At 63.4% G+C, this 15,609-nt stretch carries 15 protein-coding genes; 8 read left to right on the forward strand and 7 right to left on the reverse strand.

The annotated features are described in order from the left end of the window. Positions 1 to 33 precede the first annotated feature (33 nt). From P7228_RS01475 to P7228_RS01495, 5 genes are read left to right on the forward strand one after another with little or no spacing between them, the layout of a single operon-like run. Complete coding sequence (locus tag P7228_RS01475) at positions 34 to 570, forward strand: VOC family protein (protein WP_278016458.1); 537 nt, start codon at positions 34 to 36, stop codon at positions 568 to 570. A gap of 4 nt (positions 571 to 574) precedes the next feature. Beyond that, on the forward strand, positions 575 to 1,360 hold the full coding sequence (locus P7228_RS01480) for a 2-keto-4-pentenoate hydratase (protein ID WP_278016459.1): 786 nt from the start codon (positions 575 to 577) through the stop codon (positions 1,358 to 1,360). Next, positions 1,357 to 2,601, forward strand: coding sequence for an MFS transporter (locus P7228_RS01485; protein WP_278016460.1), 1,245 nt, complete (start codon positions 1,357 to 1,359; stop codon positions 2,599 to 2,601). Before P7228_RS01480 ends, P7228_RS01485 begins: the two co-directional genes overlap by 4 nt. Further along, a complete protein-coding gene (locus tag P7228_RS01490; RefSeq protein ID WP_278016461.1) occupies positions 2,598 to 3,068 on the forward strand; it encodes a MarR family winged helix-turn-helix transcriptional regulator in 471 nt (156 codons plus the stop codon). The genes P7228_RS01485 and P7228_RS01490 overlap by 4 nt, the downstream gene beginning before the upstream one ends. Positions 3,069 to 3,080: 12 nt before the next feature. Then, positions 3,081 to 3,488 (forward strand): nuclear transport factor 2 family protein, encoded by a 408-nt coding sequence (locus P7228_RS01495; protein ID WP_278016462.1) that lies wholly within the window; start codon positions 3,081 to 3,083, stop codon positions 3,486 to 3,488. Here the strand turns inward: P7228_RS01495 and P7228_RS01500 are convergent. The 5 genes from P7228_RS01500 to P7228_RS01520 are packed head-to-tail and all read right to left on the reverse strand — an operon-like array spanning position 3,466 to position 8,663. Further along, complete coding sequence (locus P7228_RS01500; protein WP_278016463.1) at positions 3,466 to 4,422, reverse strand: XdhC family protein; 957 nt, start codon at positions 4,420 to 4,422, stop codon at positions 3,466 to 3,468. The genes P7228_RS01495 and P7228_RS01500 overlap by 23 nt on opposite strands. 13 nt (positions 4,423 to 4,435) lie before the next feature. Then, positions 4,436 to 5,023 carry an SRPBCC family protein gene (locus P7228_RS01505; protein ID WP_278016464.1) on the reverse strand — a complete coding sequence of 196 codons (588 nt, stop codon included), beginning with the start codon at positions 5,021 to 5,023 and terminating at the stop codon, positions 4,436 to 4,438. A gap of 18 nt (positions 5,024 to 5,041) precedes the next feature. Continuing rightward, on the reverse strand, positions 5,042 to 5,824 hold the full coding sequence (locus P7228_RS01510; RefSeq protein WP_278016465.1) for an FAD binding domain-containing protein: 783 nt from the start codon (positions 5,822 to 5,824) through the stop codon (positions 5,042 to 5,044). Beyond that, the gene (locus P7228_RS01515) at positions 5,824 to 8,190 is read right to left on the reverse strand and encodes a xanthine dehydrogenase family protein molybdopterin-binding subunit (protein ID WP_278016466.1); all 2,367 of its coding nucleotides are present in this window, start codon (positions 8,188 to 8,190) and stop codon (positions 5,824 to 5,826) included. The genes P7228_RS01510 and P7228_RS01515 overlap by 1 nt, the downstream gene beginning before the upstream one ends. After that, entirely contained in the window at positions 8,187 to 8,663 is a 477-nt protein-coding gene (locus P7228_RS01520; protein ID WP_278016467.1) for a (2Fe-2S)-binding protein, read from the reverse strand. Before P7228_RS01520 ends, P7228_RS01515 begins: the two co-directional genes overlap by 4 nt. Positions 8,664 to 8,777: 114 nt before the next feature. Here P7228_RS01520 and P7228_RS01525 point away from each other — a divergent pair, with 114 nt between their 5' ends. Further along, positions 8,778 to 9,350 (forward strand): nucleotidyltransferase family protein, encoded by a 573-nt coding sequence (locus tag P7228_RS01525; RefSeq protein ID WP_278016468.1) that lies wholly within the window; start codon positions 8,778 to 8,780, stop codon positions 9,348 to 9,350. Here the strand turns inward: P7228_RS01525 and P7228_RS01530 are convergent, their stop codons facing one another. Then, positions 9,351 to 11,249 carry an outer membrane protein assembly factor BamB family protein gene (locus P7228_RS01530; protein ID WP_278016469.1) on the reverse strand — a complete coding sequence of 633 codons (1,899 nt, stop codon included), beginning with the start codon at positions 11,247 to 11,249 and terminating at the stop codon, positions 9,351 to 9,353. It abuts the gene before it with no gap. Positions 11,250 to 11,384: 135 nt separating this feature from the next. Here P7228_RS01530 and P7228_RS01535 point away from each other — a divergent pair, with 135 nt between their 5' ends. Together P7228_RS01535 and P7228_RS01540 are read left to right on the forward strand one after the other, a co-directional pair. Continuing rightward, a complete protein-coding gene (locus P7228_RS01535; RefSeq protein WP_278016470.1) occupies positions 11,385 to 13,751 on the forward strand; it encodes a TonB-dependent receptor in 2,367 nt (788 codons plus the stop codon). Positions 13,752 to 14,048: 297 nt separating this feature from the next. After that, the gene (locus P7228_RS01540) at positions 14,049 to 14,828 is read left to right on the forward strand and encodes an SDR family NAD(P)-dependent oxidoreductase (RefSeq protein ID WP_278016471.1); all 780 of its coding nucleotides are present in this window, start codon (positions 14,049 to 14,051) and stop codon (positions 14,826 to 14,828) included. A gap of 112 nt (positions 14,829 to 14,940) precedes the next feature. Here the strand turns inward: P7228_RS01540 and P7228_RS01545 are convergent, their stop codons facing one another. Next, the gene (locus P7228_RS01545) at positions 14,941 to 15,345 is read right to left on the reverse strand and encodes a hypothetical protein (RefSeq protein WP_278016472.1); all 405 of its coding nucleotides are present in this window, start codon (positions 15,343 to 15,345) and stop codon (positions 14,941 to 14,943) included. Between the last annotated feature and the right edge of the window lie 264 nt (positions 15,346 to 15,609).

The raw sequence follows: 15,609 nt of genomic DNA on the forward strand, positions 1-15,609 counted from the left end.
GAAGTATCGATTTCGATACAATGGGAGAGGGACTTGCGACCGCCGTCGAGCACGCCTGAGCGTCAGCACTTCGTGCAAGTCGCCTACCACGTCGCGGATATCGACGAGGCGATGCCGCGTTTCGCGCGAATGATGGGGATCGGACCCTTCCTCGTGCGGCGTCACATCGGGCTCGAGCCGGTGAGCTATCGCGGAGAGCCCAGCGCGCTCGATATCAGCGCGGCGCATGCCCAGGCTGGTCCGCTTCAGATCGAGCTGGTCATGCAGCATTGCAGCAACCGCTCGGCATTTCGCGATATGTATGCGGCCAGCGAGGAAGGGCTTCACCACCTCGCGCTGTTCCCCGAAAACTACGACGCGATGATCGCGCATTATCGCGCGCAGGGTCACGAGGTCGCGACCGAGCTGGTGACGCCCGAGAAGCGCGGCGCAGCCCATATCGATACCACCGCCGCACTCGGCCACATGGTCGAGGTCTACCGCGTCAACGAAACGCTCTACGATTTCTATCGAGCCGTCGCCGATGCCGCGCGCGATTGGGAAGGCGAAACCATCGCGATCGAGGTTTGACCTCATGGATAGCAACGCCGACACTATCGCCGACAAGCTGTTCGTGGCCTGGCGCGACCGGCAAGCGATCGACTGCGAGCCCGAACTTGCCGCATCGCGCGACGTCGACCGGGGGCGCGCGATCCAGGCCGCGCTTAACGCGCTGTTCGTAAAGGCCGGACGCAAGCCGATCGGCTGGAAGCTCGGCCTTACGTCACAGACCGCGCTCGACATGTTCGGCGCGAGCGAGCCGATGATCGGGGTAATCTATGCCGACACCATGCTGGAAGATGGCGCGAGCCTGCCCCCCGGCGCCGTGATCAGCCCCCGGATCGAGGGCGAGATACTGCTCGAACTCGCATCCGTGCCACAAGCCGGGGCAAGCAATGCCGAGCTTGTCGCCTCGCTCGCTTCGGTCAGCGCGGCCTATGAAATCGCGGATTCACGTTTCCTCGGCTGGCCGCGCGCGATCGGCGGGGCGACGGCGGACAATGCCTGCTGCGGTTGGCTGATGCGTGCGCCGCAATCGGTCGCTCCAGCGGACGCCGATTTCGAAAATACGACCATGGTGATCACCGCGAATGGCGCGACGATCAGCGAAGGACGCGCCTCGGCCTGTCTTGGCAGCGTGCTCCAAGTCTATCGCTGGTTCGTCGTGGACTCGCACCGGCGCGGGCGGCAACTGCAGGCGGGCGACATCATTCTGACCGGCGCGATGGGTCCGGCGATCGCGATGGAAGCTTCCGCGACCTATCACCTCGAATGTCCGGGCCTGGGCGAGGCAAGGCTCGAGTTCGGAGGCGCTGCTTGAGCGGCGCCGCTGGCTGGCAGGAGCTGAGGGGCGGATGGACGCTGCTGGTCGCCTGCGCGGTCGGCGTGGGCCTGAGCGCCATCGCCCTCCCCTTCTACGCCATCGGACCGCTAACCCGCCCGATCGAAGCGGACCTTGGCTGGGCTCGGGCGGATATCCAGCTCGCCATCCTGTTCAGCTCGGGCCTCGGTGCGCTCACCGCGCCGGTCACCGGCTGGATGATCGACAGTTTCGGCGCGCGCGTTGTCGCGCTGCCATCGATCATCGGCGTGTCGCTCGGCCTGCTGATCGCTTCTTCCGCTACGACGCTGACCATATTCTATCTCGGCTTCGCCGCCAGCGCGATCCTGGGAGCAGGCACCAATCCGGTGCTGTGGTCGCGCGTTGTCTCGGGCAGTTTCGAGAAAGCGCGCGGCGCCGCGCTCGGCCTCGCGCTCGTCGGCACGGCGCTGGTTGCGCTGCTGCTCCCCAGCTTCATCGTCGTGCTGGTCGAATATGGCGGCTGGCGCTTTGCGCTTCGGGGTGCCGCCCTCCTGCCGGTCGCCCTAGCCCTCCCGCTGGTGTGGCTCTGGTTGCGTACCGACCCGAACAATGCCGCAGGGGGCGATTCAGCGCGCAATCTCACCGGACTTTCCCTCGGCGAAGCGCTGCGCAGCTACCGGTTCTGGGTACTATCGCTCTCGATCCTGCTAGGTTACCTGGCGATCTCCGGTACGCTGACCAACCTCGTCCCCGCGCTGATCGATCGCGGTATCGAGGCGCAGGCCGCCGCAGCCTTTGCCGGGGCGATCGGCATCGCCATGATCCCCGGGCGCATCCTCGTAGGTTTCGTGGTCGACCGGATATGGGCTCCGGGTGTCGCGACGGTCGTCCTGCTTCTTCCCGCTGCCGCCAGCTACATCTTGCGCGATGCGACCGATCCGACCACGCTGCTCATTGCCTGTGCTCTGCTCGGCCTCGCTGCGGGCGCCGAACTTGACTTGCTCGCGTTCCTCACCGCCCGCTATTTCGGCCTGGCCCACTACTCGAAGATTTATGCGCTCGCCTATGCCGCGTTGGCGACCGGCAGCGCGACCGCGCCATTCCTGTTTGCGACGGTCCACGATCGCACGGGAAGCTACGACGCCAGCTTCATGGTCGCCGCGGGATTCTTTGCTATCGCGGCATTGTTAATGCCCCTACTGGGGCGCTATCCGAAATTCGAGCAAGACACAGAAGGCCCTGTGGGGGGAACCCGATGAGCGGAACCGATACCAAAATAGCATTGCCGCCGCTGATGGAGCGTGTCTCGTTCCTCACGCACCGATTGAATGCGCAAATGGCGCGGGTCTGCAACCCCTACTTCCAGACCTGGGGCGTCGACCTGGTGATGTCGCGCATGATGGTTGTCGTGCTGGAACACGGCCCTCTGCCGGCCGGAGAAATCGTGCGGTTCATGGCCCTGCCCCAATCGACGATCTCGCATCAGATCAAGCGGCTCGAAAAGCTCGGTTATGTCGAGCGCGAACAGGGCAAGCAGGATTCACGCGTGCGCATGGTTTCGCTCACCAGCAACGGGCGTGAGGTTGCCTTGCAGGCGAACAAGCTCAGCGAGCAGGTTGTCGGCCTGCTGATGGAATCGATCGGAGAAGAAAATATCGAAACCGTCCGTGCCGCGCTCAAGCGGGCCGATCTCGCCTTGCAAAGCTTCAAATTGAAGGAAGATTGAGGGGGGGCCGGATTGTCGCGTCACCAGGAGAACATTGCTCTCGCCCAGAGCGTCTATGATTGCGGGTTCGCGAGCGACTGGGCGAAACTGGAAACGCTGCTCTGCGACGATTTCGAGATCGTCGAACCGGCGGGGCTCTCCTTCGGTGGTGCCTATCGCGGCAAAGATGCGCTTGAGAGAGTGTTCGGCTCGGTGCTTGGGGCGCTGCAGCCGCGCGATGTCCAGCTCAAGTCGATGACAGCCAATGAAAGCCAAGTGGTCTCACTGCTCGACCTCGTGTTCGACAGCGATGATGGGGACTTCATCATGCCGGTCGCCGAACTTTTCGAAATCGAGGGTGGCAAGATCAAACGGATGCTGCCCTATTTCTACGACACCGCTGTGCTCGATCGCTTTCTCAGGGATCGCGCGAAGGACTGAATTGCGCGCCGATCACCGCGTTGTAACGGTCGACCACCTGCACCAGCACCGAGAGCGCCAGCGTTTCCGGATCGCGCGAGGAGGGGATGAGCCCGATCGGCGCGACGATGCGATCGATCGCGCTTTCCGCGGCGCCTGCATCTCGCAGCAGCCCGATCCTGCTTTCATGCGTGGCGTGGCTTCCCATCGCGCCCACGTAAAACACGGGCGAGGCGAGCGCCTCTGCCATCAACGCGGTTTCCCAGTCGTGATCGTGAAAGAAGAACGCGGCAGCGGTCCACTGGTCGAGCGCAAAGCCGAGCGGCTCGCCCAGCCGCCCCAGCAGCTGCGTTTGAGCGTCACCAGAGGCCAGGGCCTCCACGATCAGTGGGTCGGGACTTGCAACACAGCATTCGATGTCGAGCGCGGCTGCCTGCCTGACCAGTGTCTCCACCGTGCCGCCGTGGCCCGCGATCACCAGCCGCAGCGGCGGATGATGGCGCACGAGGAAATGTTCGCCATCCCAGCCGGTCTCGCCGCTTTCGCGCAGTTGCGCCGGCTCCGTTCCGGTCGGCAGCGCAAGCAGAGCCGCTTCGCGCGCGTCCAGGCGCTCGAGCAATTCCTCGACGATCGCGGGGTCGCACAGAGGAGTGAACAGCAGGTCGACCCGCCCGCCACACGGCAGGCGGATGTCGATGATCGGTGTGCCAGCGCCATATGCGATCCGGTGCGGCATCCCGGCCTCGATCGCCTTGAGCGCCTCGCCCACCACCGCCTGCTCGATACAGCCGCCCGACAGCGAGCCCGAGAACCTCCCGTCCTCTACCACCGCCATATGCGCGCCCGGATTGCGCACCGATGCGCCGGTGACGTCGGTCACGGTGACGAGGCAGGCGCGCTGCCCCCGTGTCAGCGAGTCCCTGAGGAAGGAGAGGATGCGCGGCGCGTCGAACACGGGCGCGCTTGTGTCACGTCAGCCAGTAGATGGCCAGCAGCGCGACCAGGAGCGCGACAAGCGCAAGCCAGATACGGCCAGAACCCGAAGCCGCCGGCTCGGGCATTGGTTCGGCAGGCGCTTCCTTAGCAAGTGGCGCCGCTTCAACTGCCGCGCTCTGATCACCGCCAAGCGCGGCAGAGAACTTGCCGAAGAAATCCTCGGCCATCGAGCGTGCAGTGCCTTCGACCAAACGCGCGCCCATTTGCGCCAGCTTGCCGCCGATCTTGGCGTCGGCGAGATAGGACAGCTGCGTCCCGCCATCGACCGCGTCGAGCGACACATCGGCCTGTCCCTTGGCGAAACCGGCGACCCCGCCCTGCCCTTCAAACACCATGGTGCAGCCGTGCGGCGCATTGACCTCGGTCTGTGTGAGCGAGCCACTGAATCGTGCGTTGACCGGGCCGACCTTGGCTTGGACCGTGCCCTCGAACCGGTCGTCGGCGGTCTTCTCCAGCCGCTCGCAACCCTTCAGGCATGATTTGAGCAATTCGGGATCGTTGAGCGCTTCCCAGGCGCGCTGCGGTTCGCAGGGCAGGTGATAGGAACCCTTGATTTCCATTGGTGTGCAATATCCTTGTCAGCCGATTGCGGCGAGCGCGCGCTGCGCCATTACCCGGGTGAGATGCATGCGATATGCGGTGCTGGCGTGGAGATCGCCGGTGAAATGCGCCTCGTCGAGCGAAGCAGTGGCGAGATCGCCGCCCTGGTCCGCCGCCCCTTCGCCGCCCTGCCAGCGGAATACGCCCGTGCCGCCACCCGTCACGGCAAGCCGGGTCTGGCCACCCAGCCGCGCGGCGAAGACCGCGATCAGCGCGAAGCGCGAGGCGGGATTGGGGAACTTCTCGTAATGCGCCTCGCGGCAGGCGGGGAAGCTCACCGCCGTGACGATCTCGCCCTGCTCGAGCGCAGTTTCGAACATGGAGGTGAAGAAATCGCGCGCCGCAATCGTGCGCCGGTCGGTGCGAATTTCGGCATCGAGCGCAAGGCAGGCACTGGGATAACAGGCCGCCGGATCGTTATTGGCGACCGATCCGCCGATTGTGCCGCGATGGCGCACCTGCGGATCGCCGATCCCGCCAGCGAGTGCGGCTAGTGCCGGACAATGCTCATGCACCAACGGATTGCTCGCTACTTCCGCATGGGTGGTCGCACCAAGGATGACGATGCGCTCGCCCTCCATGCTCACGCTCTTGAGCTCGTCGAGCCGGGTCAGGTCGACGAGCATGCTAGGCATGGCGAGGCGAGCGCGCAGCACCGGCATCAGCGTCTGTCCGCCCGACAGCGCCTGTCCGTCCTCCTCGGCAATCAGCCTCTTGGCCTCATCGAGCGAACTGGGGCGGCGATAGGTAAACTCGTACATCAGCCCTGCTCCCCCTGTTGGCACAGCCGCCAGATCTTCTCCGGCGTCGCTGGCATATCGACATGACGCACGTCCAGCGCATTGCAGACCGCATTGATGATCGCGGGCGGCGAACCAATCGCGCCAGCCTCGCCGCAGCCTTTCATGCCCAGCGGATTGCTCGGCGATGGCGTGCCACTGAAGACGAGCTTGTATTCGGGGACGCCGCCCGCACGCGGCATGCCGTAGTCCATGAAACTCGCCGACATCAGCTGGCCGGTGTCGGGATCGTAGAGCGCGTTCTCCCACAGCGCCTGTCCGATGCCCTGTGTCACCCCGCCGTGGACCTGGCCTTCGACGATCATCGGGTTGGCGACATTGCCGAAATCGTCGGCAGCGCAGAAGCTCGCGACCTCGACCGTTCCGGTGTCGGGATCTATCTCTACTTCGCACACATAGACGCCCGCCGGATAGGTGAACTCGGGCGGATCGAAGAAGCTGGTCGCGACGAGGCCGGGCTCGATCTCGTCGGTCGGGAAGCCCGATGCGGCATGCGCGGCGAAGGCCATTTCGGCAAAGGCGATGGTGACATTGCTGTCCTTGCTCGAGAAAATGCCGTCCTCGAACTCGACCGCGTCGTAATCGACCTCCATCAGATGCGCGGCGATCTTCTTGCCCTTCTCGATGATCTGGTTGCAGGCGCGCAGCGTCGCAGACATGCCGACCGAAGCGCGCGAGCCATAGGTGCCGGTGCCCGCCTGGATGCGCGCTGTATCGCCCTGGATGACAGAGACATTCTCGATCGGGACACCGAAGCGGTCGGACACGATCTGCGCGAAAGTCGTCGCATGGCCCTGACCATGCGAATGCGCGCCGGTGAGCACTTCGACCGTACCGACGGGATGCACGCGTACCTCGGCCGATTCCCACATGCCCGCGCCGCCGCCGAGCTTCGCTAGCTTGCCCGAGGGGCCGATGCCGCAGGCCTCGACATAGGCGGCGAGCCCGAGCCCGCGCAGCTTGCCGCGCGCCTCGCTCTCGGCCTTGCGGCCGGCAAACCCGCGGTAATCGGCGAGTTCGAGCGCCGCATCGAGCGTCTTCTCATAGTCGCCCGAGTCATACTCGTAGACGACCGGAGTCTGGTACGGGAACTGGCGGATGAAATTGCGCCGCCGGATTTCGGCCGGATCGATTCCGAGCTCGCGCGCGGCGACATCGACGATCCGTTCGATCACATAGGCCGCCTCGGGTCGCCCGGCGCCGCGATAGGCGTCGACCGGGCAGGTGTTGGTATAGATCGCACGCACCCGCGCATGGATAGCCGGGATCGCATACTGGCCCGAAAGCATGGTCGCATACATGTAGGTCGGCACCAGCGAGCCAGAGCTCGACAGATAGCCGCCGACATTGGCCTGCGTATCGACCCTGAGCGCAAGAAAGCGGCCCTTGGCATCGAGCGCAAGTTCGACATCGGTCAGGTGATCGCGGCCATGTGCATCGGTTAGGAATGCCTCGCTGCGATCGGCGGTCCATTTGACCGGCCCTTCGACCAGCTTGGATGCGAATGTCACCGCGACTTCCTCGGGATAGTTGTGCGCCTTCGACCCGAAACCGCCGCCCACATCGGGCGAAACCATCCGCAGCTTGTGCTCCGATGCCAGTCCGAAGGCGGCAGCATAGAACATGCGCATGCCGATCGGATTCTGATGCGTCATGTAGACGGTGAGCTCTTCGCTTCCCGCATCCCATTGCGCGTTGATTGCGCGCGGCTCTATCGCATTGGGGACGAGCCGGTTGTTCCGCAGCGTGAGCGCGACGCGATGCGCAGCTCCGGCGAAACCGGATTCGGTCGCGGCTGCATCGCCCAGTTCCCAATCGAAGGCGCAGTTTCCGGCTATCTCGTCATGGATCAGTGTCGCGTCATCTGCCGTTGCATCGAGCACGTCGACCAGGGCAGGCATGTCATCGTAATCGACCATGACGGCTTCAGCCGCATCGCGCGCCTGCGCCTGCGTCTCGGCGATGACCAGAGCAACCGGCTCGCCGACATAGCGGACGCGGTCGACCGCCAGCGCATTGCGCACGCCGACCTTCATTGGCACTCCATCGCGCGAGGTGATCGCCCAGCCGCAAGGCAGCGCGGGCAGGCCCGCGTCGACCAGTTCCTGGCCGGTCAGGATGCGGCGGACCCCAGGCATTCCTGAGGCACCTTCGATATCCAGCCCGGTGATCCGCGCATGCGCCATCGGCGAGCGCACGAAGGCGGCATAGAGCTGTCCCGGCAGGATCATGTCGTCGACATATTTGCCCTTGCCGCGCAGGAAGCGGCCGTCTTCCTGCCGCTTGACCGACTGGCCGAATTTCACGCTGGTAGCCGCAATATTCATGGCCGGCCCTCCATCTTACTCGCCCCTTCGACGATAGAGGCGATGATGTTCTGGTAGCCTGTGCAGCGGCAGAGATTGCCTTCAAGTTCCTCGCGTACAGTTGCCGGATCGGGTTTGCCGTGGCGCCGCGCGATATCGAGTCCGACCATCACCATGCCAGGCGTGCAGAAGCCGCATTGCAACCCGTGATTGTCATGGAAGGCCTGCTGCATCGGATGGAGCGGTTCGCCCTCTTTCGCCAGCCCTTCGATGGTGGTGACGCTGCACCCGTCGGCCTGGACCGCGAGCATGGCGCAGCTCTTCACCGCCTTGCCGTCGACATGGACGGTGCAAGCACCGCACTGGCTTGTGTCGCAGCCCAAGTGCGCGCCTGTCAGCCGCAAATGATCGCGCAAAGCATGAATGAGCAGCGTGTTGTCGGGCAGATCGAGCTTTGTCGGCCTGCCGTTCACCTCCAGCGAAATTTCGGTCATGGCGCTTGGCTCTCCTTCTCCACCCTCGTCTTACACCCAAACCTATGGCATGTCGGCAGTAATGCCAATACCTATCGATATCGATATAAACCCGCTCGCGACAGGAGTGGCTCGATGACCGGCGTGGGCCACGTGGGATTGGTGCTCCTCGCCGCCGGTCGATCGCGGCGGTTCGGACCGCAGGACAAGCTGGCGCAGGACTGGCGCGGCAAGCCGCTCGCTCGCCATGCCGCCGATACGCTCGCTGCCCTGCCCTTCGCTGCGCATATCGCCGTGGTCGGCGAGGACAGCCGCTTGCAGCTGCCCGAGCAATTCGAAACCGTCACCAATCCCGATCCGGCGCTGGGTTTGTCGCACTCGATCGCGCTGGGGGTCGAGGCGCTGCTGCCGCGCCATCTCGATGCCTGCCTCATTGCGCTGGCCGACATGCCACTGGTGCCTGAGGCCCATTTCCTAGCGCTACTCGATGGCGTTGCTCGCAGCGATGGCGACATCGTCGCCACCGCCAATGGCGATCGGGCCCAGGTTCCAGCGGTGTTCGGCAAAGAGCATTTTGCAGCGCTGATCGCTTTGACCGGCGATCAAGGCGCGCGCGAATTGCTGCGGACGGCCCGCACCATCCCTTGCGACGCGGAGCTTCTGGCCGATTTCGACCGCCCGGAAGACTTCGCCCGTAACGCCGACTGATCAGCGCTTGGGCGCGAATACCAGCAGCACATTCCCGGCCTCGTGCTGGTAGAGGCCGTAGCCGGAATTGATCACGAGATGGCCGTCGCCGACCGCTGCGCCCGGCCCGGACATGCTCCCGCCGCGCCCCTTCATGCCATTGACCGTTTCGAACGGTCTGGCGCTGTTGAACTCCCACAAGCGCTTGCCGGACTTACGATCGTAGGCCCTGATCCAGCCGTCCATGTGTCCGGCGACCACTGCTCCGGGAATCGCCGTCACCGCAGCCGACACGCCCGGATCGCAGAAAGGTCGACCTTCGCCGCAGACGTTCTTCTGTACCTGGCTCCACAGCTTCGTGCCCGTGCGCGCGTCGACCGCATGCATTCCCGGACGAGCCGCTTTCGGATCGAGCGGATCGCCATTGCGCGTGTTGTTCATGTCGTTGATCGGGACATAGACCGTGGTGCCCTCGGCCGCCATGCCCCAGTGCACGCCGCCCTGGATACTGCCGCGACCGATCTTGGTCTCCCACAGAACCTTGCCCTTGGCGTCGGGATCGAGCCCATAAACCATGCCGTTTTTGTGGCCGACCGCAAGCACCTGCTTGCCGCCACCCACATCGATCAGCAGCGGCGAAGAGGAATGGTCGAAGTCCGGCCCGCGTTCGGGCGGGCAGTTGGGATTGTCCTCCATCATGCAGGCGACGTTCCACGCGTCGCCCGAGATCGTCTGGCGGTGCCACACGCGCCGCCCGGTGTTAAGGTCGATTGCGAAGATCGAGTCGCTGTTCCCGTCAGCGGGCGAGGAATAGTTCTCGCCGGTCCCGGCATAGAGCACGCCGCGCTTGGGATCCACGGTCGGGCTGGTCCACATCGGCGCGCCCGACGGGGCGTAGCTGGCCTTGCCGTTTTTCTCGCTACGCTTGGGCTCTTCGGGAATGGCCCAGAACTGCCACTTCACTTCGCCGCTCTTGGCATCGATTGCGTCGAGATGGCCGCGGAAGGTACAGCATTCGTAATTCGGATCTGCCGCCGGGACGACCTCGAGCGAGGATACCGGTACATATAGCGTGCCGTCATGGAACGCCGGCGTGCCCGTCAGCGTGGCGCTGGGGTGGTCGTCCATTCGCCGCGACCACTGCTGCTCGCCGGTCAGGGCATCGACGGCGTAGAGCTTGCTGGTGAGATCCCCGAAATAGACCATCGGCGTAGCACCATCGACCAGCACGATGCCCGTGCGGACTTCTGCGGAAGCCTTGAAAGTCCAACGCGCACAGCCCGTCTCAAGGTCGAAGGCATAGACCGTACCGTCGTCGCTGCCCACGTAGGCTGCGCCATAGCCGATCGCAGGCTGCGAGCGTGCCTTGGTCGCATTGGGGAATGCATAGGACCATTTGAGCTCAAGTTCGCCCAGATCGCCACCCTCGAGGCCGCCGAGCGCCGAAGAAACGAACCGGCGCGTATCGTGGCCCCAGCCGGCCTGGACGGCGGGCTTGGCGCGATCGAACCGGGCTGCCGAACCTTTACACTTGGCGGCATAATTCACGTCAGGCAGTCCGTCCGAAAGGTCCACCCGGGTGATATATTCGGCCACGCGTAGCTTCTCATCTTCGGAGAGCATCGCGCCCTGTTCGGCCATCACGCCTCCGCTCAGCGCGGCGACAATCGAGGCGGGCGACATCATTTCAAGCCACTGGAAGTGCGGCGCTTTCGGTACGCTCCCGTCATGGCAAGAGGCGCAATTCTCGGCATAGAGCTTTGCACCTGGCAGGCTGTCGCGATCAGCGATCAGCCCTTCGCCCGTCGCAAATTCGTCGGTTGATCCCAGCGTTTCTCCGCCGACCAAGTCGGCCGTGTCACCACAGGAAACGAGCAACAAGGCGATCGCAAAAGCGGCGAGAGCACGTGCCTGAGTCATTGGATTTTCTCCTCTCCCCGGCTGGCCCTATCCATCTTGATAGCGTGTGTAGAAAAGCCGAACCGCCGCAATTGACTTATATCGAAATCGATATATGTCTTGTACTTATCGAAAGGTCAATTGGGGAGGATTGACGTGAAGCTCCGCGCATTTCCATATACTATGGCATCGGTCAGCGCGCTCGCGCTGCTCGCAACGGCTGCGCCTGCATGGGCGCAGGATGACAGTGAGGCAGAGGCTGCCGAAGCCCAGGAAGGCGGCTTCGGTCAGATCATCGTCACGGCCAACCGCCGCGCCGAAGACGTGCAGGACGTCGCCATCGCTGTCACCGCGCTCAACGAGGAGCTGATAGAACAGAAGTTCAGCCGCGACTTGCTCGACCTCGGCAGCATCGCGCCAAACCTTGTGGTCGACCCGATCCTCGGCAACGGAACCGCGGCGATCTCGATCCGCGGTATCCAGCTCAACGATGTCGAGAAAAGCTTCGATCCGCCGGTCGGCGTGTTCCTCGATGGCGTATACCTGGCATCGACCACTGGCGCGCTACTCAATGTCTTCGATGCCGAGACCATCGAAGTCTTGCGCGGACCGCAAGGTACACTGTTCGGGCGCAACACCATCGGCGGCCTGATGCATGTCCGTCGTAATCGGCCAACCGGCGAGATGGGGGGCAAGCTCAGCGTCACTTACGGTCGCTTCGACCAGTTCGACATCAAGGGCGTGCTCAACCTCCCCTCATTCGCCAATGGCGCGATCAAGGCCAAGGTTGCGGCGGTGCGGCTCGATGGCGGCGGTTACTTCAAGAATATCACTCGCGGTGTGGACGAGGGCGACAACGACCTGCTGATGATCAGTCCGATGGTCGAGTTCGAGCTTGGCAATCGCGGCGAGCTAACGCTGGTCTATGATTACATCCGCGATCGGACGCCGACCCGGCCTGTTACCTCGCTGACCGATGTCAACCAGTTGTTCGGCTTCCCGCCGGGCAGCCCCGGCCTGGGCGCGCCAGCGAGCGATGCCAGCTTCCACCGGCGCACGACCACATCGCTGGAGCAGGATGCCAGGCTCGACACCCATTCGATCACGGCGAACGGACGCTACGAGTTTGCCGACGGCCACGAATTCCACGCGGTGTTCAATTATCGCGACACGGACGAGAATGCGATCCAGGAATTCGACGCCGTGGCGGCGACCCTGTTCAACACGATCAGGCCACAGCAGATCGATCAGCTTTCTGCCGAATTGCGCTATCACGGCGATCTGGGTGCGGCACAGCTGGTTGCCGGGCTCTACTACTTCGAGAGCGATTACAATATCAATCAGCAGACCTTCTTCTTCGGCGGAGAGGTCGGCGGGACCGACTACCAGCAAAGTGCCAAGAGCTATGCGGCCTTCGCCCAGCTGGACTGGGAGATTCTCGATGGTCTGACGCTGACGCTGGGCGGCCGTTACCTGGTCGACAAGAAATCCGCCTGCGGCGGACTCGGCCAAGGTCCTCGCAACAATCGTACGTTTCTGGTCTCCTACGGCGATTGCAGCGCCGAACGGCGCGCCGACCCCTCGTTCGACAACGCCATTCCTGGCGGGGGCACCGCCACAGGGCGGGAAACCTGGAAAAAATTCACTCCCAAGATCGGCCTCAGCTACGACTTTGGCGATCAACTGATTTACGCGTCCTATTCGGAAGGCTTCCGTTCGGGCGGTTTCAACGGCCGCGGCAACAACATCCTGACGCTCGGGCCGTACAACCCCGAAACGGTCGAGAACTGGGAAGTCGGCTTCAAGAGCGAATGGCTCGACAACCGCCTGATCGTGAACGGTGCGTACTTCAATACCAAATACAAGGACAAGCAGGAGGACGTCGTCTTCCCCGACCCGCGCGGGGCAACCGTCACAATCGTGCAGAACGCTGCAGCGGCGTCGTTGAGCGGCTTCGAACTCGAAACCCGGATCATGCCGACCGACGGCCTGACCTTCGGCTTGTCAGTGGGTCATCTCAGTGCAAGCTACGACGAATGGTTCGACCAGGCGCCGCTGTTGGCAGGGCCCAATGCAGGCGATCTCGCCTTGATCGACAAGTCCGATTTCGAACTGCGTCGTTCGCCCGATTGGACGGTTCAGGCAGACGTCAATTACGAGTACGTCCTGGGCAATGGCGACTCCTTGGTCTTTGCCGCCGATTACGCGCTGAAGGACGACTACTACATCGTCGCCAATACCATCAACACGCACACGGCTCTGCCCGGTGGCAGCAATCCCGGGCTGATCGACAGCTTCGGGCTTCTCAACGGGTCGGTTTCGTACAAGGCGGAGAACTTCAAGGTCTCGATCTTCGGGCGGAACCTGACCGGCGCCGACTACTTCCAGCACGTGCTGGATGTCGGCACCACCTTCGGAGTCTTGCCGGGCAGCACGGAACCCATTCCGACCTTCGCGCTCTGGAGCTTCGGCACGATCAACGCGCCAACCACCTACGGTGCGGAGGTGACGATCGAGTTCTGATCGGGGACGGAGCAACGCTCTCGCTCCAAACTTGATCGCCGCTCTTCACTTTTGGGGGGTGAAGGGCAACCAGGGGCCCGGCTGAACGCCGGGCCCTTTTTGGTTGCCCGGCGCGACATCCGATGGGTGCGTTGCAGGCCCGGTCCTGGAGTTTGGCAGGAAGCGCGGCGCGCGAAAGCGGCGCAGATCTCGCCGCGAGTGTTCGCGCTTGCCCAATTCCTATCGATTTCGATGTATCTCGATTTTGCCGGGTCTGCTAGAAATCCTCTCGTTAATTGCCTGACCGGAGGGGGCGGAATGACGATTGGGTTGGACGGTGTGGTTTGCGTGGTGACCGGGGCCAATGGTGGCATCGGCAGCGCGATTGCCAAGGCAATAAAGGCTGCCGGGGCGCAGGTCGTGGGGACAGACCTGGGCGAGCGCGGCGATCATCTGGAATGCGACCATTTCCTGCGCCACGACGTGACCGACAGTGCTGGTTGGGAGGCGGTGCGCGACCTTGTCTCGAAAGAATACGGGCAGCTCGATGCGCTGGTGAACAATGCCGGCATTTCGATCGTCACCAAGTTCGAGGAAACCCCGCTTGAGCAGTTCCATGCCGTCAACGCGGTCAATGTCGACAGCGTCATCCTGGGTACACAGGCGCTGATGCCGCTGCTGCACGAGGGGGCGAAGGCGCGCGCGAGCGGTGCCTCGATCGTCAATATCTCGAGCATTGGCGGTTTGCGCGGAGCTGCTTTCAATGCGGCCTATTGCACCAGCAAGGCGGCTGTCGCGATGCTGACCAAGTGCATGGGTGCGGAATTCGCAGCGCTCGGATACGGGATACGCGTCAATAGCGTTCACCCGGGCGGGGTCGATACCGGCCTGCTCAATTCGATCTTCGAGCGCTATGTCGAGCTGGGTTTTGCGCCTGATGCGGCAACCGCTGCGGCCGGATCGAGCCAGCGCCATGCGATGGGCCGCATGGGCAAGCCCGAGGAGATCGCTGGGGGCGTGGTGTTCCTGTGCTCGGATGCAGCAAGCTTCATGACCTGCGACGAACTGGTCATCGACGGCGGCTACGTCTCGGTCTGAACCGAGGTGGCGTTGGGGGCACCGACGCTTGTCAGTAATAATTGGGACTGTGCCAAACCGCCCAAATCAGGTGAGAAGGCTTAATCCTGAAGGCGGTGTCCGTCGGTCACACCTAGCCTTCCTGGGTGTACATGAGCTCGGTCACGCTGCCGTTGGGCAGCGTCTTGCAGGACCAGGGAGCCTCTGCACCCTCGATCATGAGGAAATGGGTCGGCCCGGTCTCGTCGACTTCCACGCGCTGGATGGATATCCTCGCTTTGGGCTGGTTCGCCGTCGACGCCAGTTCTTCGATGCAATTGGTGCCCGCAATATCAGGCGCATCGGGATCGCCGACGGGATTGGTTTCGACCGCGTGAGGAGCGCCAGCCTTACCGGAAGCGCCCGTGGCCGACCCATCGGTAGCCGGGGCCTGCACGCGCTCGCTGTCCGGAGCGGGTGTCTCGTTCGAGCCGCATCCAGCCAAGAAAGATGCGAATAGGGCAGATGCGGCGCCCGCCGCGATGAGTTTGCTGTTCATGAGGGCAGAACTGAGCTTCGTCGCCCGAGTTCCACCACTATCGCCCTCTATCTCGTTTGCCGAGGAAGTGATGGCGGTGCTGTCAGTCTGACCGTTACTCGTCTCCATATCAGCGTCCGCTTTGCGCCCCAATGTAAGACGTAGCACTTCGAGATATTAGTTCCCGAAAGCGGACATTCCCCACGGCCATGTCGATCCAGGAGAAGAACGATGACTTGCTATTATTCGACCCGGCGGCGCTTCAGGTCCTTGTCTCGTATGGAA

Origin of the sequence: Altererythrobacter sp. CAU 1644 (genome assembly GCF_029623755.1) — a bacterium.
GTDB lineage: Bacteria > Pseudomonadota > Alphaproteobacteria > Sphingomonadales > Sphingomonadaceae > Erythrobacter > Erythrobacter arenosus.